At 60.0% G+C, this 19,533-nt stretch carries 14 protein-coding genes; 3 read left to right on the top strand and 11 right to left on the bottom strand.

Annotation, left to right across the window (positions count from 1 at the left end; translation table 11 throughout):
* Nucleotides 1-8 precede the first annotated feature (8 nt).
* The 8 genes from HUJ17_RS16585 to HUJ17_RS16550 all read right to left on the bottom strand — a co-directional run bounded on the left by HUJ17_RS16585 (nt 9) and on the right by HUJ17_RS16550 (nt 8,850).
* On the bottom strand, nt 9-773 hold the full coding sequence (locus tag HUJ17_RS16585; RefSeq protein ID WP_290511738.1) for an NYN domain-containing protein: 765 nt from the start codon (nt 771-773) through the stop codon (nt 9-11).
* Between the two features lie 86 nt (nt 774-859).
* The gene (locus HUJ17_RS16580; RefSeq protein ID WP_290511737.1) at nt 860-1,666 is read right to left on the bottom strand and encodes an SDR family NAD(P)-dependent oxidoreductase; all 807 of its coding nucleotides are present in this window, start codon (nt 1,664-1,666) and stop codon (nt 860-862) included.
* 13 nt (nt 1,667-1,679) lie between these two features.
* On the bottom strand, nt 1,680-2,561 hold the full coding sequence (locus tag HUJ17_RS16575; RefSeq protein ID WP_290511736.1) for a fatty acid desaturase: 882 nt from the start codon (nt 2,559-2,561) through the stop codon (nt 1,680-1,682).
* A 128-nt stretch (nt 2,562-2,689) separates the two neighbouring features.
* Nucleotides 2,690-3,691: an AraC family transcriptional regulator gene (locus HUJ17_RS16570; RefSeq protein ID WP_290511735.1), complete on the bottom strand. Its 1,002-nt coding sequence runs from the start codon at nt 3,689-3,691 to the stop codon at nt 2,690-2,692.
* A gap of 336 nt (nt 3,692-4,027) precedes the next feature.
* Nucleotides 4,028-4,492 carry a GNAT family N-acetyltransferase gene (locus HUJ17_RS16565; RefSeq protein ID WP_290511734.1) on the bottom strand — a complete coding sequence of 155 codons (465 nt, stop codon included), beginning with the start codon at nt 4,490-4,492 and terminating at the stop codon, nt 4,028-4,030.
* Between the two features lie 137 nt (nt 4,493-4,629).
* Nucleotides 4,630-4,908 carry a hypothetical protein gene (locus tag HUJ17_RS16560; RefSeq protein WP_290511733.1) on the bottom strand — a complete coding sequence of 93 codons (279 nt, stop codon included), beginning with the start codon at nt 4,906-4,908 and terminating at the stop codon, nt 4,630-4,632.
* Nucleotides 4,909-5,294: 386 nt separating this feature from the next.
* Nucleotides 5,295-8,039, bottom strand: coding sequence for an aconitate hydratase AcnA (gene acnA / locus HUJ17_RS16555; RefSeq protein ID WP_290511732.1), 2,745 nt, complete (start codon nt 8,037-8,039; stop codon nt 5,295-5,297).
* A 313-nt stretch (nt 8,040-8,352) separates the two neighbouring features.
* Nucleotides 8,353-8,850, bottom strand: coding sequence for a M48 family metallopeptidase (locus tag HUJ17_RS16550; RefSeq protein WP_290511731.1), 498 nt, complete (start codon nt 8,848-8,850; stop codon nt 8,353-8,355).
* A gap of 99 nt (nt 8,851-8,949) precedes the next feature.
* Between HUJ17_RS16550 and HUJ17_RS16545 the strand changes: the two genes are divergently transcribed.
* Complete coding sequence (locus HUJ17_RS16545; protein WP_290511730.1) at nt 8,950-9,564, top strand: lysophospholipid acyltransferase family protein; 615 nt, start codon at nt 8,950-8,952, stop codon at nt 9,562-9,564.
* Between the two features lie 297 nt (nt 9,565-9,861).
* Here HUJ17_RS16545 and HUJ17_RS16540 read toward each other — a convergent pair whose 3' ends face one another.
* The 3 genes from HUJ17_RS16540 to HUJ17_RS16530 form a co-directional block, all read right to left on the bottom strand.
* Nucleotides 9,862-12,864 carry a parallel beta-helix domain-containing protein gene (locus HUJ17_RS16540; protein ID WP_290511729.1) on the bottom strand — a complete coding sequence of 1,001 codons (3,003 nt, stop codon included), beginning with the start codon at nt 12,862-12,864 and terminating at the stop codon, nt 9,862-9,864.
* A gap of 38 nt (nt 12,865-12,902) precedes the next feature.
* Nucleotides 12,903-15,395 carry a membrane dipeptidase gene (locus HUJ17_RS16535; protein WP_290511728.1) on the bottom strand — a complete coding sequence of 831 codons (2,493 nt, stop codon included), beginning with the start codon at nt 15,393-15,395 and terminating at the stop codon, nt 12,903-12,905.
* Between the two features lie 382 nt (nt 15,396-15,777).
* Complete coding sequence (locus HUJ17_RS16530) at nt 15,778-17,370, bottom strand: AarF/UbiB family protein (protein ID WP_290511727.1); 1,593 nt, start codon at nt 17,368-17,370, stop codon at nt 15,778-15,780.
* Nucleotides 17,371-17,732: 362 nt separating this feature from the next.
* Here HUJ17_RS16530 and HUJ17_RS16525 point away from each other — a divergent pair, with 362 nt between their 5' ends.
* Nucleotides 17,733-18,992 carry a hypothetical protein gene (locus HUJ17_RS16525; RefSeq protein WP_290511726.1) on the top strand — a complete coding sequence of 420 codons (1,260 nt, stop codon included), beginning with the start codon at nt 17,733-17,735 and terminating at the stop codon, nt 18,990-18,992.
* 12 nt (nt 18,993-19,004) lie between these two features.
* Nucleotides 19,005-19,421, top strand: a complete 417-nt coding sequence (locus tag HUJ17_RS16520; RefSeq protein WP_290511725.1) for a hypothetical protein — start codon at nt 19,005-19,007, stop codon at nt 19,419-19,421.
* The last annotated feature ends 112 nt before the right edge of the window (nt 19,422-19,533 follow it).

Below are 19,533 nucleotides of genomic sequence, written 5' to 3'. Positions count from 1 at the left end.
AGCAGGTATCACTTCCGTAGCGTCTTGACCTGAATGCTTTTGCCTTGCCCTTTCTGTATCTGGAACCACTTGGGGTAGGCGCGGATCATGTCGCTGAGTTTCTTGTGGCCGAACAGCCGGGTATCGAAGTCCGGTTTGCGCTTGCTCAGGTGCTGGCCCACGGTGCCCAGATTGGCCCAGTCATCTTCGTCGGAAATATCATCAATCACGTTGGCAATCAGCTGCAGCGGTGGCGGTTCCTTGCTGACCGGGTCGCTGGGTGCAGGCTCATCGGCTTTGCCGGTGGTGTCTTGCGGAGTGTGATCAGAGCGTAGCACTTCGGTATAGATGAACTTGTCACAGGCCGCCACAAAGGGCCCCGGGGTTTTGCGCTCCCCGAAGCCGTAAACGGTCTGTCCTTCCTCGCGCAATCTGGCTGCCAGACGGGTGAAATCGCTGTCACTGGATACCAGGCAGAACCCGGACAATTGTTTCGTATACAGCAGATCCATGGCATCGATAATCATGCTGCAGTCCGTGGCGTTCTTGCCCTGGGTATAGGCGAACTGCTGGATCGGCTGCACGGAGTGCTTCAGCAGTACGTTTTTCCAGCCGCCCAGGTTGGGCTTGGTCCAGTCGCCGTAGATACGCTTGACGCTGGCCGTGCCGAATTTGGCAATTTCCTCGAACAGACCGTCGACGATTTTCGGTGGCGTGTTGTCCGCGTCGATAAGGACTGCCAGCGAGGTGCTGCTGACCGGTGAAGAGTCCGTGCCCATGTTGCTGCCTGCCATGATGCATTCCTTTTGCGTGGGATACCGCCAACATAACGGATTCGGTGGGGAGTGGACAGGCGCGGATGATGGGGCGGCTCCGTGGATCAGCTTTTCATTTCCTTCACCGATTTTCGGTAGACAAAATTCGCCATGACGCGCAGGGGCATCATGCGAATCCAGATGCTTTGCAGGGTGACGGACAGGCCGGGGAGGGCGTAGCGCTTTCCCTGGTTGAGGGCCGCGTAGCCGGCTTTGGCCACCTGTTCCGGGGTGGCAATTTGTGCCGAGACAAATTCTCTGATGCCGCTGGAAGAGGCATGTTTGCTCTGGGCCGTATCCAGAAAGGCGGTCTTTGTGGTGCTGGGGCAAAAGCAGGTGACCTGTACGCCGTAGGGTTTCAGCTCTTCCTGCAGGGAGGCACTCAGGTTGATCACGAAGGCCTTGCTGGCGCTGTAGGCAGCGAAGAAGGGCATGGGGCAGAAGCCGGCCAGGGAGCCGATGTTCATGATCTTGCCGTGGCCACGGGCTTTCATGCGCGCGCCCACCAGCATGCACAGCTTGCTGAGCAGGATGTTGTTGAGGGTGAGCATGCGTTCCAGTGTCTGGCTGTCCTGTTCTACGTGCTCGCCCATCATGCCGAAGCCCACGTTATTGACCAGCACGTCCAGTTCCAGATTTTGCTGGTCCAGCCACTGCATGATCTGTTCGGCGGCACCGGGTTGGGACAGGTCCATCTGCACAGCACGGTAATCCACGTCGGAACGCTGCGCCTTCAGGTCGTTGCCGAGGGCATCCAGCTCGTCCTGCAGCAGACTGAACACCACGATGCGATAGCCATCCGCGTTGAACAGTTTGCAGAACTCCCGGCCAATGCCGCCGGCGCCGCCGGTGATCAGAACGGTTTTTGTCATGGTGGTTTTCCTGTCAGGCGTTGCCGGGTTTGTCGTCGGGGCCAAGCTGGAACGGGCGGATAATCATGCTGCCGGAATGCGCGCGGTGATATTGCTCGCGGGCCTTCCAGGCCTTTCCGTAGCGGTAGAAGGGAATGGTCGGGTAGAGGTGATGGATCAGGTGATAGTTCTGATACATCAGCACCGGCGTCAGCAGCCATTCCTTGCCCATGCGCATCAGCGCGGTGGTGTTCGGGTCCACGTCCTGGCGGCCAGTGTGCGGGTAGTGTGGCAATACCATGAACACCAGGCACATCAGGTAGAAGGAAAAATAGGACGGGATCAGCCACAGCATCATGGCCTCGTAGGGCTTCCACAGAAACAGGGCGGTGAGCGCCACGCCGGCCACGGCCAGTTCCCGCCAGATTTCTGCGGGTTTCAAATTGGGCAGCACCTGCGGATTGCGCAGGAAGTTGATCAGATAGAGGAAGGGCCAGAAGCCCCACAAGGGCATGGTCCACAGGCTGCTGGCCATCCAGTGATCCGGATCTTTCTGCGGATCATTGGCAAAGCGGTGATGGCGCATGTGCATCAGACGGAACATCTTGCCCTTGCCGAAGGGCACCGCCACAAAGGTGGCAATGGCGAGGACCAGGTCGTTGTGCTCCGGTTTGCGGGCGGCACAGCGGTGGATGGCTTCATGGGCCGGGGTGAACATCACATAGACGGCGATGCTGTTGATGACAAGGCCCACCCAGGCAGGCCAGAGGCCATTGAGCACCATCACCCAGCTGAGGATGTTGGCCCCGTGGGACAGCACCATGAGGGTCACGGTGGGCCAGGCGATCCGGGGGGATACCTTGAGCCGGCTCAGGGTCTTCAGTTCGTCGTGTTGCGGGGCGGTTGTCGTTGTCATGGGCGCTCTCCTGCAAGATGCTGAAACAGAGTGTTTACTTTTTGCAGGACGAAGATAAGAGCGGAAAATGCCAACAGGGGGATAAATAATGCCAATTATCAGGTGCAGAGGTGAGAAACTACGGAACCCTATTGCTCCCCACTGCGAAAGCGGCCGGGGCTGGTGCCAAACCAGCGCTGGAAGGCCCGGCGGAAGCTGGCCACGTCGGTATACCCCAGCTCCTCGGCCACCATGCTAACGGTGTAGTGGGGCAGGCTGAGTAACTGAGTGGCCCGGCGGCTGAGGGTCTGGTCCCGCAACTGCTGGAAACGGGTGTCTTCCAGCTTGAGTTTACGGATCAGGGTGCGCGGGCTGAGATGCAGGCGCTCGGCCATGGCGTCCAGACTGGACTGACCGCGGCACTGATGCAGCAGGGCCAGCACCTGATCGCTGAGAGTGCCCTGTCGCCGCAGGCTTTCCTGGCGTGCCTCACATTGCTGCACGGCCATCCACATCAGGTCGCGGTCATGGCCGGGAAGTGGCTCATCGCCGTAGCGGGATGGCAGGCAGAGCGCCACGGCCGGGGCATCAAAGACGATACGGATGCCCTTGAAAGTGTGCGGATAATAGTCGGCATGGGGTGGCGGCGGGTAATTGAAATGGGCTTCGCCTTCCTCGATCGGCTTGCCGCGCAGAACCAGATGGCAGGCATAAGCGGAGGCCATGGCGGACTCGGTGAGAAAGCGAACCACTTCATCCTGCGGGTAGGCGAATGACAGCACCAGTTTGAGACGGTCATCGGTTTCCTGCATTTCGGAACTGAACACCCGGGTGCGGGTGTTGTTGAAGCGGGCGAACAGTTGCATGGCGTCACGCAGGGTGGGGCTGGCCATGGCGGCAATCCCCATGGGGCCGTGCATGGCGGGCAGGGCACGCAGGCCGGTCTGCAGGGCGATATCCGGGTGCTCGGTGAGTTGCAGGGCGTTACGGATCAACTGACAGGCACCGGGCCAGTCGATAAAACCGTCGCTGTGTTGCAGGGTATCCTCTTCCATCCCGGAGCCCGCTACCAGTGTCTGCAGCCCGGCCTGATCCAGTCCCAGGGTCTGGGCGATCATGCGGCAGTAGGTCAATGCCAGGTCCGGGGTCATGGTCGAGCAGATCCTGTGCGGCGGTGATCATGGGGAACCGGGAAAGCTCAGATAGTCGCACCTGGATTTCCGGCAGGCAATGACAGAACCGCGCGGCTGATTGAGCGGCAGATCTCGGCAGACAAAAAAACGGCCGTCAGGGGTGACGGCCTAAGGGGGGAAGCATGAACCCTTACGGGTTCCGGGTATCACAGAATCAACGCATGGATGTCTGTCAGGAGGGCGACATCACCCTCCGATGAATACAGGTTAGCGACAGACCAGAGGGAAACACAGGGGGCTGGATTGAGCGATGTGATCAGATTTTTCGATCAATGAGCGGGGTTGGAGCGGATTTCAGACCAGTGATTTACGCATGGCATGGCGAGTGAGCGGGATGCCATCTCGCTCTGCCTGCTCCTGGCCTTCGCTGGTAAACCCCATGTAGGCAAAGAAACCGTGGGCGGTGAGGCTGGCGTGGGTGGTCAGCTCGGTGATGCCTTCGATGCGGGCGCCGTCCTCAAGATGCTGGTAGAGCAGGGTGGCGATGCCCACCCGGGAGGCCTCCGGGTGCACGAAAACCATGTTGATGTAATCGCGAATCCGGTGGGCAAATCCCACCAGCTTGTCGTCCCATTCTGCCACCACGGTGTCGCCCTCGCTGAGCACCGAGATCAGGCTGTCGTAGCTTTGGGCCTGGCTCCAGGCATCCCGTTGTTTCTGGTCGTACTCTGCTGCCGCACTGACCTGGATCGCCTCGCGGAATACGCCCAGTAGTTCGGCCATGTCCTTGCTGTCCAGAGGGCGTATCTGAAAGGGCATGAGGGCCGCGATGGGGTCGGACTCCACCGCGTTGTGGGCTGGTTCCGGCTCGGGCTGGGCTGCCGAGTGGGGCGGCTCAGGTGTCTCCGGTTGAACGAGAGTGTGGCGGTGAAAAAGCTGGCGTAGCCATTGCAACATCATTGCTCTGCCCGGGCAGTGTCATCTGCCTCTTCGGATTGTTTTTTCAGTGCCTGGATTTCCTGCCGTAGCGCATCCAGGTATTGGTCCTGCTGGCGAAGCAGTTGCTGTGCGGTTTCCTGCCGGTTCTGCAATTCTGCAGCTCGCTCTGACAGCTCCTGCTGTTCACGCATGCGGGCGTCTCGCTCCTCTTCCGTGAGCAGGCGGGCGTTGTTGTCCTGCTCGGCAAATAAAGTGCCGGACAGAATCAGCGCGATGGCAGCAAACAGGTAACGCACGGACTTCCCCCAAACTGGCCGTGAAGGGTAGTCAGCATAGCAAAAAGCGGGCGGCTAGGGGGAGCACGCGGTGAACAGCAATTGATAATGGATAATTGAGAATTGATAACGCGCGGGGCACGCTTTCTGTTGTGAATCGCAAGAGGCCGCGCCCACACTTTGGGCGCGGCCTCTGCGTTTCAGACCCAATGATGCTGATCGCGCCGTTATCAATTATCCATTCTCAATTATCAATTAACGACTGGTGCAGTTCGCCTTAGGCTCAGTGCACCCTACGGGGGCGTCCCTAAATGCAGGAGGCCGCGCCCGATGTGCGGGCGCGGCCTCCTGGGTGAGAGCAAGCAACGCGTTCAGCCCGCGTTGCAGCTTGTCGCTTGCGGTTTCTCCTACATCATCTGCCGCAGCACATAGTGCAGGATGCCGCCGTTCTTGTAGTACTCCACTTCGGCGGCGGTATCCAGGCGGGAGAGGGCTTCCACCTTCTGCTCCTTGCCGTCCTTGCGGAATACCACGGTGACGGTGTCGCCGGGCTTCAGGTCATTGGTCAGGCCCGGAATATCCACTTCCTCGCTGCCGTCCAGATTCAACGTCTTGCGGTCGGTGCCCTCCGGGAACTGCAGTGGCAGCACGCCCATACCGATCAGGTTGGAGCGGTGAATGCGCTCGTAGCTTTCCGCGATCACCGCTTTCACGCCCAGCAGATTGGTGCCCTTGGCGGCCCAGTCACGGCTGGAGCCGGTGCCATATTCCTTGCCGGCCACGACTACCGTAGGCACGCCATCCTTCTGGTAACGCATGGCGGCGCCGTAGATGGAAATCTCCTCGCCACCGGGCAGGTGTCGGGTAAAGCCACCTTCGATATCCGGGGTCATCTCGTTGCGGATGCGGATATTGGCGAAAGTGCCACGCATCATCACTTCGTGGTTGCCCCGGCGTGAGCCGTAGGAGTTGAAGTCCAGGGGCTCCACGTCATGACCCTGCAGGTAATGGCCGGCGGGGGAATCCGCCTTGATGGCCCCGGCGGGGGAGATGTGGTCGGTAGTGATGGAATCGCCCAGCAGCGCCAGGATGCGGGCATCCTTCACCGGCTCCACGTTATCCACTTCCTTGGTCAGCCCGTCGAAGAAGGGCGGGTTCTGGATGTAGGTGGAGCTGCTGTCCCAGGCGTAGGTTTCGGAGTCCGGGATCGGCAGGCTCTGCCAGACCTCGTCCCCTTCGAACACGCTGGCGTACTGGGTGCGGAACATGCTGTTGTTGATCTTCACCAGCTCATTCTGGATTTCCTCGGAGCTGGGCCAGATATCCTTCAGGTAGACCGGTTTGCCGTCCTTGTCCTTGCCGAGGGGGTCCTTGTCCAGGTCGATCTTCACCGTGCCGGCCAGGGCATAGGCCACCACCAGCGGCGGCGAGGCCAGCCAGTTGGTACGCACGCTCTGGTGTACCCGGCCTTCGAAGTTACGGTTACCGGAGAGCACCGAAGCCACCACCAGATCGCCTTCGGCGATGGCCTTGTCGATTTCCTCCGGCAGTGGGCCGGAGTTGCCGATACAGGTGGTGCAGCCGTAGCCCACCAGATCGAAACCGATATCGTTGAGGGGTTTCTGCAGGCCGGTCACGTCCAGGTAATCGGTGACCACCTTGGAACCCGGAGCCAGGGAGGTCTTCACCCAGGGCTTGCGGTTCATGCCTTTCTCGGCAGCCTTTTTCGCCACCAGACCGGCGGCCAGCATGACGCTGGGGTTGGAGGTATTGGTACAGGAGGTGATGGCCGCAATCACCACGTCACCGTGGCTCATGAAGTGTTTCTGGCCGTCGATCACCACCGGCACCTGGCCGCCACTGGGTTCGTGGTTGCCCACAGCGGTCTGGCCGCCTTCGCCTTCCAGCTTGCTGATTTCGTCGTCGTTGAGCTTGAGGGTCTCGGTGACCACATCAATGAAGGTACGCTTCACGGCGGTGAGTGGCACCCGGTCCTGGGGCCGTTTCGGGCCGGCCAGGCTGGGCACCACATCGCCCAGATCCAGTTCCAGCACATCGGTGAATTCCGGGTCCGGGTCGCTGCTGGAGCGCCACAGGCCCTGGGCCTTGCAGTAGGCCTCGACCAGGGCAATGGTGTCCGCATCACGACCGGACAGCTCCATATACTCGGTGGTGCGCTCATCGATGGGGAAGAAACCACAGGTGGCACCGTATTCCGGCGCCATATTGGCAATGGTGGCGCGGTCGGCCAGGGTCAGGTCGGCCAGGCCGTCGCCGAAAAATTCCACGAACTTGCCCACCACACCGCGGCGACGCAGCATTTCGGTGACGGTGAGTACCAGATCGGTGGCGGTGATCCCTTCGCGCAGCTTGCCGCTGATCTTGAAGCCGATCACCTCGGGAATCAGCATGGCAATGGGCTGGCCAAGCATGGCGGCTTCTGCCTCGATACCGCCCACGCCCCAGCCGAGTACGCCCAGGCCGTTGATCATGGTGGTATGGGAGTCGGTGCCTACCAGTGTATCCGGGTAGGCGTAGGTGTTGCCGTCCTCACTCTTGGAGGACCACACCCCCTTGGCCAGATATTCCAGGTTCACCTGGTGGCAGATGCCGGTGCCCGGTGGGACTACCCGAAAGTTGTTGAACGCTTTCTGGCCCCAGCGCAGGAACTGGTAACGCTCCCGGTTGCGCTGGTACTCGATATCCACGTTTTCCTCGAAGGCTTGCGGGTTACCAAACTTGTCCACCATTACCGAGTGGTCGATGACCAGATCCACCGGCGTTAGCGGGTTAATGCGGGAGGGATCGCCGCCGGCCTTCTTGATGGCATCGCGCATGGCGGCCAGGTCGACCACACCGGGTACGCCTGTGAAGTCCTGCATCAGTACCCGGGCCGGGCGATAGTTGATCTCTTTGTCAGAGCGCTTGTTTTCCAGCCAGCGCACCACGGCTTCCACATCAGCACTGGTGACGCTGTCGCCGTCTTCAAAACGGAGCAGGTTCTCGAGAAGAACTTTGAGGGAGAAAGGGAGCTTGCTGAGATCACCCCAGCCCTTGTCGGCGACCGTATTGATATCGAAGTAATGATAGGTCTTGCCGTTGGCTTCCAGCGTTTTCTTGCTGTTCAGGGTGTCCTGGCCAATCCGTGTCACTACACACCTCCTGGGCTCTGATTGGAGTCCCGCACTGGCGGATAGAGCGGCCACCAGCGGGAACACTGGCGCAGGATCAGTACAGCATTGCCACAAACCGAGGCACTGATGACCCTGCGTTATGACGTTAAGTCATTTCATACTACGCCCTTATGGTGGGGACATGAAACTGCCGGCCAGGGTCTTTGGTGCTATCCGGGATCTGGAATGTAACAGCTTGTTGAATAAAGGGCTTTTGACAGTGCGAGGAGAGGGCGGGTCTGGGTAAGGGGGGCGGAAGGAGCCCCTGCCGGCGTTGATCAGGACGGGGGTGTCAGCCGTTTGCAGTGTCTTGCCAGAGCAGCCAGAGGCGAGTGTCCAGCTCAAGCTGGTGGTAGTCCGGTGCCATGTGCGAGCAGAGCTGATAAAACGCCTTGTTGTGGTCGGTTTCCTTGAAGTGGGCCAGTTCGTGGACCACGATCATCCGAAGAAAGGCTTCTGGCGCTGCCTTGAACTGGCTGGCGATGCGTACGCTGTTATGGCTGCGCAGTTTGCTGCCGTGAATACGGGTTTGCCGGGTGTGCATCCCCAGCGCCTGACTCAGCGTTTTCAACTTGGCGTCGTAATGGACCTTGCCCAGCGGCGGCGCCTTGCGCAGGAATTGTTGCTTCAGGCTGTTGGCATACTGGAACAGGGCCTTGTCGCCCTGAATATCATGCTTGCCGGGGTAGCGCTGTTGCAGATAATCACCCAGCTGCCCTCGCTCCACCAGGGTTTGGGCCTGCTGCTGGATCTGGGTGGGGTAGCCGGTCAGGTACTGCAGGGGATTCATGGGCCGGTTATCGCTTCCTGGATGCGTCGGGCGTTAGTGCCAATGCTCTCATTGAGCCGCGTGGGTATGATCGCTGCTCTCTTTGCAATGGACAATCCCATGTCGTCACCCCAGGACTCTGATTATCCCCGTCGCGGCAATGCCTTCTCCCGGGCGTTGGGACGCTGCTTTCTGCGTCTGCTTGGCTGGCGTCTGGTGGACCCGTTCCCGCAGGTGCCCAAGTCTGTGGTGATCGGTGGGCCGCATACTTCCAACTGGGACGGTATTGTTACTCTGGCGGCCATGATGCAAATGGGTCTGGATGCTCATGTGATGATGAAGGACAGTGCGTTCAAGGGGCCCCTGGGGGGGATGTTGCGCTGGATGGGCGCTCTGCCCATTGACCGCAGCAAGGCTGGCGGCGTGGTGGAACAAACCGTGGGCCAGTTCAACAGCCATGATCGCTTGGTAATGGTGGTGGCCCCGGAAGGCACCAGGGGCGGGGCAGCACAGTGGAAAACCGGCTTTTACCGCATTGCCGAGCAGGCTGGAGTGCCGATTGTGCTGGCCACCGCAGACTATGCCAAAAAGGAAATCGCCTTTCCCATGGTGCTGGAAACCACCGGTGATCTGGAAGGGGATCTGGAGCAAATTTTTCAGTGCTACGCCCAGGTGGAACCACGTCACCCGGAAAAACTGTCGGCGCCGTTAAAGGCGATTCGCGAGCGTCGTTAAACGGCGCTTCACTCTTCGATTTTTCCGTTCGAGGTTTTATGTCGGTTTGCCAGCAACTACCGCCGAATTCGTCATGCGAGCATGACTTCCCACAGAGCAACCCTGCACACAAATAAAAACCCTCCCCTTGCGGGGAGGGGCCAAACGCTCCTCCCGGAGACAAGGGGAGGAGGGAGGGGGAACTGCGGTAGAGTAATGAGTTAGCTGTGGTGCCTCTCACCCTCTCCCTGTCCCTCTCTCCTCAAGGGAGAGGGGACGCTCCAGAAAAGTTCTGGAGCCATTCTTATCATCGCTTGCCTAGTTGCAGGCGCTGCCGTTGGTGTAGCTGCTATCCACTACCTGATTAATCCACTGATCCAGTAGCGTGGTAGCTTCATCATGGGCCACGCTGCGGGCGATGGGGGGCATCATCCGTTGCGGGTCGTTTTCCGCGGCCAGACGGCAGGAAACGATGGAGCTGTTCGCGCTGCCCGGTACCACCACATGCTGGCGGCCACAGGAGCCGCCGCCGGTGGCGGTGGGTTTCTTGCAGATGCCGTAGCTGGCGTCCACTTCACGGAAATGGTCCAGGTAGTAGCCAGTGTTGGAGGCGGCGCCCTTGTCGTTGTGACAGTGCTGGCAGTTCACTTCCAGGTAGGCCTTTACCCGGCTTTCAATATCCGCATCGGAGTTGGCGGTGTTACCGCTGTCGCCGGGCACGTTCCAGTGCGGCAGGCGCTCGATATTGGTGGCCACGCCATTGCTGATCTGCAACTCCGGGGTGCCGCTGAGGATGCCCACGTCGGTCCAGTACTGCAGCTGATTGATACGCGGGAAGCCAGCCTGGCCGGTGTTGCCCATGAAGGCAGATTCCGGTTTGTAGGCACGGTTCAGGTTGCGCGGCTTGGGACCGATAGGGGCGCTGCCGCCGGCCTGGTCGTCGTTGCCATGACAGGTGATGCACTGGTTGGCGTTGGGTACGGAGTAGCTGTCAGTGCTGCCGGCGAGCAGGGTGCCTGAGTCGCTGTCGCGGTAGTGCCAGCTGGCGGGGGTGCTGCCGCCACCCATGGTCAGACGGGCTACCGGTTGGCCATCCTCTTCACCCCAGATATAGGGCAGGCCTTCCCAGAAGGGTTTGCCGCTACTGCTGGTGCGTTTGATCAGCAGGCGCGTCTCCACCAGTCTCTCATTGCCGTTGGCTTCATCGGTGAAGGCGAAGGTCTTGGCCAGCACGGTGCCGGTGGGGAAGTGGATACCGCCATTGGGGTTGCTGCCGCCCTGGCCGTCCCGGTAGACCGCCTTGGTGCCGGGTGGCACGAAGGCGACCCGGTATTTGGTGGCGTAGTCGGAGAACAGTTTGGTGTTCAGGACATAGGGCACGCCGCCTTCATTGGGCAGGCTGCGTGGATCGGTGGTGTCGGCAAACAGGTTGTACTGTTCCAGGCGCGGGCAGTTTACTGCCAGGGCGTCGCGATTGATTTCGCCGCTGGCCACCTCGGTGTTACACAGCTCTTCTACCACTTCCGGCGGCGGCGCAGGATCGAAATCGCCGCTGGGTTCGAAGGGGGGGATCTCTACTCGGGGCAGTGATGGCAACAGTGTGCCGAAACGGGCCTGACAGTCGTGATCGGACAGATTGGTGTCCGAGGGCATGTTGAGCAGACCTTCCAGGGCATCAAGCAGACCACTGGGCGAGAGGATCGACAGATCCTGCTCGGCCAGGGCCAGCACCAGTTCAAGGCCATCTGTGCCGTGGAAGTTCAGGTAGGGCTCACTGTCCTCGGAGAATTCATTGTCGTGGATGCAGGATCCCCAGGTGGGCTGGATGCGTTCGTTGTTCTCATCGAACTTGTAGGCGTTGTAATGACAGCTCGGATTGGGGTGTTCATTGGTGTGCAGAGGCTTGCCGTTGCTGTCCATGGGCACTGGATCGCCGTTGCTGTCCACCGGATAGGGGCAGTCCGCGTCCAGGTCGTCACGCAGACCGTCCCAGACAATATGGGCGCCTTTACCCAGGTTGAGGATGTTGTCCAGGCTGCCCAGCAGCTGGGTGGGATCATTGATGATGGGCAGGTTCTTCAGGCCGATCAGGGTAGGCAGTACACTTTCCACTTCCCCGTTGGCCACTTTCTCCAGGTCCGGTGGCGGCAGGTCGTAACCGGAGTTTTTCATCACGTTGTTGTGGATGTGCAGACCTTCGGTATAAGGGTCGAGTTTCTTGTCAGCGGTCTTGCCCTTGCCATCAATCAGCTCATAGCTGGTGTAAATGATGGCGGCGGTGCTGTGGTCTTCAAAGGTGTTGTTGAACACCTCGATATTGTCATAGCCGAGCGTGATAAAACCGGTGCCCCGCGGCACTGCAGACACCAGACCGCTTTGGGCAAAGTTGTAGGTATTGTTGTTGCGGGCCAGATTGTTGAGCATCACCGAGGTGTCGCCGTACTGGGTGATGTTTTCCAGGTCGTAGATCAGGAAACCGCCGGTATTACACTCGGCCACGTTGTTGTCGTATTCGCCGCCCTGCACATTCTCGATTTCAAAGCCCATTACGTTATAGATGGCACGGCTGTCGCGAATGATGGCGGTGTTGGTCTGCCCCACGTAGATGCCGGCATCGGAGGCGCCAACGGATTCACTGCCTTCCACCAGGATGTTTTCCGATTCCACCGGGTAGATGCCATAGCGGCCACTGGTGGCACTGGGTACGTAATCGGGGGCAGGGTCACCTTCGTTGAAGGGCGGGTTGGTACAGGCCACATGCAGCCGGTCGCTGTAGTTTTCGGCGGTGATCGGCTCGCCGCCACCGGACCACATGGCGCGCACATTGCGCAGGGTGCCCCATTTCACGCCCTTGAGTTTGAAGGCGTCGCCGGGGGAATCCAGGATGGTCAGGTCTTCCACGGTGATGCCGCGAATGTTCAAGGCTTCCAGGCCGGTGACGTTGGCGCTGTTCTTGAACGACAGCACCGTTTTGTCCTTGCCGCAGCCTTCGATGAGTACGTCTTCGGTTGCCTGAATCAGCAGCCCTTGATTCAAATCGAAATAGCCGCAGTCGAACTGCAGGGTGTCACCGGGGCGCAGTTGAATCATGGCGTTGACCATGTCTTCGGTGGCGTTGTCACCCGGGGAGATGATGAAAGTGCGGCCTTCGCCGGTGGGCGGGGTGACGGTGCCGCCGTCATTGCCGCTTCCCGGATCATCGCCACTGTTGGCGGTGGGGGGATTTGCGGGATCGCTGCTGCCGCCGCTACCACCGCAGCCGGTGATAACGGTGGTGGTCAGTAACAGCAGAAAGAAAGATCGGGCTGTTAGCGTTTTCATGGTATTCCCCAAAGTTTTGTTATTTGTCGGCGGCGCGATTACTGCGCCGCCTGTTCAAGCCGTTCCCACATGCGCAGGTAGGCTTCCGCCGAGGTGAATAACTGGTTGATGGCATCGTCGATCTGTTCAGGCTGGCGATCACTGTGGACGACCATGTCAGCGATCTGGTCCGGATAAAGACCGTAGTGGGCCACGCCGCGGCCTTCATAAAGACTGAAGGCGTGATCGCCGGTGACCTGCTTGTCGAACACCACCCGGCCATCCACGGAGGTGAACGGGTAGAGGCTGTCTTCCTGATCCGGCGTGCCCGGGTTGCCTGCCAGTGCGGCGATACCGTTCACGTCAGAGGCGAAAGGGGCACCGCCGAAGGGGCCCACCTTGTAGCTGTCCGGACGCGGGCGATTACCGTCACGGGTGAGCTGATCCACCCAGTTGTCGCGAACACTGCCAAAGGAGGCGCTGATACCGCCCTGGGCGGCGACACGGTCACGCAGGGCTTCGGTGCCGCCCCAGTTGCCGTGGCTGTTGATCACCGGGTAGCCGCGCGGGGCAGTCAGGTCGAGAATCTGGGTGGCGGCCTTGCGGCTGATGTGGTCGGTTTCGATCATCATGCCGCGTTTGGCCAGTTCTTCGATCAGGAAGAAACCCAGGTCGGTAAGCCCGCGGGTGTTGCACAGGTGGTCGGTGCCGCGACGCGGATCGTATTCCGCCAGCTCTTCCGGGCTGGCCGGGAAGCGTTCGCCCACGTAATCCAGCTGGAATAACAATTGCTCGAAGATGCCATAGGGTTGCAGCGGGTCGGCCAGCGGGCTGTCGTTCACCGCGTGGTCGTGGTCCGGGCATTCCTCGAATTCCACCGTGTGTCCGGTTTCCAGCAGGTTGCCGCCGTACAGCACGGCGCCAATGCCGATGCCGTCGGACAGATCTGGCAGGTGGCCGCCGAAGGCGTTATCAAATTTGTGCACCGGGAACAGGCTGCGTACGTCCATGGCATAGAGGCGGTCCAGTCGTTCCACGATTTCCTCACGGCTGCATTCGGCCACACCCAGGAACTCGCCACAGTTGAGGGCCTTGGAGGCTTCTACACCGAGGATCACTGCCATCTTGCCCTCGCCGATGACCTGGCGGGCCTCGCTGGCGCTGGTGACGATGCGGAACCAGCCTTCGCCGGGGCCGCCGTGCTGGGCGTCGATGTAATCCTCCATGCGATGCATCAGGTCTGCCTGCTGTTCGATGGCGGCCACGGTGTCGCAGTCGTTCTGCTTCTGCGGATTGATCTGGCAGAGGATTTCGTTATGCACCAGGTGGTTGACCAGGATCTTCAGGCCGGACAGGTGGGCGCGCTCGATCCATTTGTAGTAACTCTGGTGGTGTTGCAGGGAGTCGTTGCGGGGCCAGAAGGGAAAATCCGGCCAGCCGCGGGTCTCGTGGGGGCCCGGGCTGCTGGTGACCTGTTCCACCAGGCCGGTGAGGCCCTGGGGCCCATGGTTTTCCGCGCAATCGTGCAGGGCGTGGTCGACGCCGAATTTGTGGAAGGGGTCGCCGTAGTTGACCCGGCCGCCGATGAATTCGTAGGCGGAGATATGACTGTGCGCATCCACGTAGCCGAACACATCGTCGTTATCGATACCCGGGGTGCCGCGGAAGCGCTCCACCTCTTTCAGGTAAATGGCCGGGCCGCTGTCGGCCACGGTGGCGTTCAATTCGGCTTCCGGGTAGCCGCTACAGCCGTCGGCGGCGTTGAGCACAAACCGGGTGTCGGCGTTTTCCAGGCTGGGGGAGGTGAGGGTCAGTCCGTCGTCGCTGGCGGTGAGCAGCAGGCCGGTGACCTGGGAGGCCAGGGTAAAGCTGTCGCCCTCACTTGGGTTGAGATTCCATACCGCCAGATCATTGGCACTGGATACCATGGCCAGCGAGGGCTGCAGGGTGGTGTCGCCCAGGGTGTCGCCAATGCCTTCCAGGCTTTCCCCCAGCTCCCGCAGCAGGCCGCCCAAAGGTGCTACCGGGTCCAGTGCCAGATTGAGGGTGTCCCCCAGCCCGGCCACCAGATAGCTGAGCTCGCCTACGAAATTGCCGCTCTGATCCAGTAACTCTCCGGCCGGGTCGCTGATGCCGAGCAGCTGTTTCTGCCCGCTGCTGCCGGTGGTGCGTTGGTAATCGGACACCAGCAGGTAGCGGCCCAGGTCAGTGGGTTTCAGGGTAAAGGCAGTGGCCTGTGCAGCATCTCGGGTCAGGGTGTAGACGCTGTTGGTGGTGTCCGCCTGCAGGAAGCGTCCGTCACTATTCAGGGTGTAGCAGCCATTGGCGAACTGGAAGCGATTGAGCGGTTGTGGCTCTGGTGCGGGCTCCGGGCCGGGTTCCGGCGTGGGGGCCGGATTTTCGGTATCGGGCTGGCGCGGTTGCTCTGCGGCAGCGTTGGTGGAAGCACCACCACTGCCACCGCCACAGCCGGCCAGAAGGCTGGTGGCCAGTAGCAGCGAGCAGGGTAATACAGACATGGTCAGGGCCGGAGCCCGGGTCAGTTGTAGCATGGCTAACCCCTTAAGGGAGTCCTCGCAATGCGGGGCGCCCGTTGTTGTTATGGGTACGTACGTTCTTATTGGTACGTTTGTACAATTAAAGGCTTGGGGTAGGCTGTAGCGTTATTGTCAAAAAGGGAGTGGGGTTTGTTACAGGAGGGCATCGGGCAATTGATAATTGAGAATGGATAATTGATAGCTCGCGGGACAGGCCTGCTGTCGTCAAAACCAAGAGGCCGCGCTGAATCTCTGGGTGCGGCCTGCGCGTTTTCAGATCCGGCTCGACGTTGATCGCGCCGTTATCCATTCTCAATTATCAATTAATGAACGTTGGGAGAGCGGTCGCGCCAACCGGGCATGGCAAACGACCGCTCAACAGAACACGGAAAGGAGGTTACGCCGCCAGCTGATTGTCCAGCGGGCGAGTCAGGTAACCTAGTACCAGGGCGGCGATGTCCACCTTGGGCTGGTAGTGCAGGAAGAAGCCACCCAGGGTACCGAACACCCGCGCAAGCATGATGAAGTCGCCGGGCATTTTTTCCACCGGGTCATGTTCCAGACGGTCCAGCAACTGGCTGACCTGCTGCATCATTTCCTCGGCACTGGGCCAGCCCTTGTCCGGATCCGGGTAGATAATGGCATTGCGTACCTGATCGAGAATGGCGGCGACGAATGCCAGCAGGGTGTCCGGGTTGCCGCTGCGGGTGGTAAAGCCCATGGCGGTAAGCGTGTCAGCAATCACTTTTTGATCATCCACCACGCAGGCCTGCAGGACCCGGAAGTAACCGTGACGGGCTGCATCGCTGAGGCTCTGGGCACAGCCAAAATCCAGCAGCACCAGGGTGTCGTCGTCGGTGATCATGATGTTGCCGGGATGCGGGTCGGCATGGAATACGCCGCCATGCAGCACCTGGGAGAACCAGGCATCCAGCAGCCGGTGCAGTACCACACCCAGGCGCTCCGGGTCGGTGTGGTGCAATTCATCGAGCACGGTGGTGAGCTTGCGGCCGTGCACGAATTCGGTGGTCAGTACATGGCGGCTGCTGTGCTCTGCCACCAGTGCCGGGGTGGTGATGCCGGTGACGCCGGCCAGCTGCTCGCCGATCTGTGTCATCACCCGTGCTTCGCGATCGTAGTCCAGCTCTTCGCGTACGGTGCGCTGAATCTCACTGACGATGGTGTCCATGTCCATGGGGGGGAGGGCGGATTTCACCGCGTCCATGAAGACCTTGAGCAGGGCCATGTCCAGTTCCACCACCTCGTCCAGGCCCGGGCGCTGTACCTTTACTGCCACCTCGCGGCCATCATGAAGCCGTGCCCGGTGGACCTGGCCGATGCTGGCAGCGGCCAGGGGTTCCGGGTCGAAATGGGCAAACAGCTCATCCAGCGGCTGGCTGAATTCCTGCTCCAGCACCAGGGCGATCTCGTCAAAGGGCACCGGGTTGGCTTGGTCCTGCAAGATCGTCAGTTCATCCACCCAGGCCTGGGGTAACAGGTCCGGACGGCTGGACAGCAGCTGGCCTATCTTCAGGAAGGCACCGCCTTGCTCCAGGGAGGTATCGCGGAAACGGCGGGCATTACGCTGGTGCAGGTTTTCCAGGGCGGCCTCGCGCATGCTGGCCGGCAGAAAGGCCGAGCGGGTGCCCCACAGGCGATAGCTGGCCACCACCTTGGTGAGCATCCAGCCGGTTTTGCTCAGGCGCTTGAGGCGGGTTGGCCAGCGGCGGGCCTCGTCGGCCAGGATCTGCATTTCCTCGTTCACGGCGTTGGCGCCACGGCTCACTGCTTTGCAGGCCTTGATAGCCTGATCGGCGATTTCCCGGCCCTGCCAGGCGGTTTTCTCGATGGCACGGATACAGCCTTCCACCACTGACAGCCATGCTTTCAGGCCACTGTCGGTCTGTTTGCGCTCGGCAAAATCGTTGAGCGGCTGCCAGTTGGGCTCCGCCGGTGTGATCGGGGTTTGTTCCAATGACGTGTTTCGCATAGGGCACGCCTCCGCTTTGTGAATGAGTGTTCACAAAATAGGGGTGAAGGGGGCGATTGGCAAGCAAAAGTGTTTACGGCCGTTCACTTTGTAGGGCAATTCATGCCGGAGCGATGATGAAATGTGGCTCCTGTGCGCCAGGGAATGATGGCTTGGTGCTACCACGGGTAACCTTTCCTTGGTTCTTTCGTACTAAATTCAATGAGTTATGTGGCTCGGTGTGATGGGCGGTAGTGCCGTATGGATAACCGGCACTGCAGGCAACGTCTCTCTCTCCCACAGTGGACAGACACCGATACCAGTTTGCTGGGGAAAGGTATCGGCGCCCCTAACGATAATAACAACGTGTACAGAGGAACCTGATGACAACCACTACCAGGGTATTGGTGCCAGCCGTGTTGCTGCTGGCGCCGGTGGTCCAGGCGCAGTCTCCTGCGTCTCTGGAAGACATGGAACGGCGCCTCGAACAGCTGGAAATGCAGCAGTACGGCAAGCAAAACAACTGGAGCGATCGTATTTCCGTCAATGGCTTCATGACCTACGGGATTACCCGGCATGATGTCCATGTGCGCGATAACAGCGGTGAGCCTATTGCCTACATCGATCGCACTACCGACGAGATTTCCCACCGGGAACTGTCCCGGGCGGGGGTACAGTTCAATGCCTCCATTAGTGATCAGACCAGTGCTACGGTGCAGGTGCTGGCCCGGGGACGGGATCATTACGATGCGGAGGTTCAGTGGGCCTATCTGAGCCATGAACTGTCGCCGTCGTTGACGGTACGGGCCGGCCGCATGGTACTGCCATTCTTCATGCACACCCAGTACAACAATGTGGGCTATGCCTACCACTGGGCCACCTTGCCCGGCGAGGCCTATGACGTGGTGCCCTTTGACACCATGGAAGGGGTGGACCTGAGCTGGAATTTGAACACTGGTCCGGTCTCCCATCGCCTCAACGTGTATGGCGGTGCCACCGATGTGCCCAGTTTTTCCCTGCCGGCACCGGTGATCTATAAGGTGAGTGATCTGGCCGGTATCAACTTGACCAGCCAATGGCGGGACTGGACCAGCTGGCTCAGTTACAGCCACGCGGAAGTCACGTTGGACCTTACCGATCTTGCCGGCCCCACCGGCCTGCCGGAGGCGGCACTGGAGGCGCCGGTGAGCCTGGACGATGCCCAGACTTATATCAGCAGTGTGGGCCTGCAGTATGACAATGGCGCCCTGGTGCTGATGGCGGAGCGCACCCAGCTTGGTATCGAAGGCTGGTTTCCCACCAAGTGGGGCGGTTATGTCAGTGCAGGGTATCGTTTCGGGCCGTGGATGCCACATGTGACCTGGGGGGCTGCCAATGCCCATGGCGTCAGTGAAGCGCAAAGCGAAGGGCCGGTGGCAGCCAACTTCTCTGCAGCCAATCAGGTGCGCAGTAAAAGCTGGACGCTGGGTTTGCGTTACGAATTGGAAGTGGGGGTAGCCGTGAAACTGGAAGCCCAGCGCTTTTATGACATGAGTAACGACAAGATCATGACTAATGGTCTGTTTACTCCCCAGGGCTCGGCACCTTCCATTGAAGAGGAAGAACCGACGGTATTCCGGCTCACCGTAGATGCGGCCTTTTAAGGGAGAATGATCATGTTGAAGAAAGTGTGTGCGGTCTTCCTTGTCCTGTGCTGCCCTGCATTATCATCTGCCGGCATGCTGGTGGTAGTGGCGGAGTCTTCACCATTGGCGGAGATGGATCGTCATGAGGTGCGTCAGCTTTACATGGATAATGCGTCCCGCTTCGACGGTCATGCTGTGACCGTGCTGGATATGCCTGAAGATAGCCAGCAGCGCGAACGTTTTTATCAGGCGGCGACGGGTAAATCCGCGTCTCAATTGAAAAGCTACTGGGCCAGGATGATTTTTACTGGCCAGGGTATGCCACCGAGGCAGGTGAAGAGTGCCCGGGACATGATACAGCAGATAAAACAGAACCCTGGTGCGGTGGGCTATGTTCAGGAAGCGGATATTCAGGAGGGGTTACGAGTGTTGTTACGTTTGCCATGACGGTCAGTAGCAAGTGGCAACGAACAAGAGACGTGTGCCAATCGATAACCATAACCGCCGCGATCCAGCGGCGGTTTTATTTATGCCGGGATAACACAACCAGCCCTGAATC

It is taken from the genome of Alcanivorax sp. (genome assembly GCF_014762765.1).
GTDB lineage: Bacteria > Pseudomonadota > Gammaproteobacteria > Pseudomonadales > Alcanivoracaceae > Alcanivorax.
The sequence above is the reverse complement of the archived record's forward strand: the minus strand, read 5'-3'. Positions and strand labels throughout refer to the sequence as shown.

Coding starts and splice junctions, on each gene's coding strand:
- HUJ17_RS16585 (WP_290511738.1), bottom strand. CDS start 773: ATGGCAGGCAGCAACATGGGCACGGACTCTTCACCGGTCAGCAGCACC.
- HUJ17_RS16580 (WP_290511737.1), bottom strand. CDS start 1,666: ATGACAAAAACCGTTCTGATCACCGGCGGCGCCGGCGGCATTGGCCGG.
- HUJ17_RS16575 (WP_290511736.1), bottom strand. CDS start 2,561: ATGACAACGACAACCGCCCCGCAACACGACGAACTGAAGACCCTGAGC.
- HUJ17_RS16570 (WP_290511735.1), bottom strand. CDS start 3,691: ATGACCCCGGACCTGGCATTGACCTACTGCCGCATGATCGCCCAGACC.
- HUJ17_RS16565 (WP_290511734.1), bottom strand. CDS start 4,492: ATGCCCTTTCAGATACGCCCTCTGGACAGCAAGGACATGGCCGAACTA.
- HUJ17_RS16550 (WP_290511731.1), bottom strand. CDS start 8,850: ATGAATCCCCTGCAGTACCTGACCGGCTACCCCACCCAGATCCAGCAG.
- HUJ17_RS16545 (WP_290511730.1), top strand. CDS start 8,950: ATGTCGTCACCCCAGGACTCTGATTATCCCCGTCGCGGCAATGCCTTC.
- HUJ17_RS16540 (WP_290511729.1), bottom strand. CDS start 12,864: ATGAAAACGCTAACAGCCCGATCTTTCTTTCTGCTGTTACTGACCACC.
- HUJ17_RS16535 (WP_290511728.1), bottom strand. CDS start 15,395: ATGCTACAACTGACCCGGGCTCCGGCCCTGACCATGTCTGTATTACCC.
- HUJ17_RS16530 (WP_290511727.1), bottom strand. CDS start 17,370: ATGCGAAACACGTCATTGGAACAAACCCCGATCACACCGGCGGAGCCC.
- HUJ17_RS16525 (WP_290511726.1), top strand. CDS start 17,733: ATGACAACCACTACCAGGGTATTGGTGCCAGCCGTGTTGCTGCTGGCG.
- HUJ17_RS16520 (WP_290511725.1), top strand. CDS start 19,005: ATGTTGAAGAAAGTGTGTGCGGTCTTCCTTGTCCTGTGCTGCCCTGCA.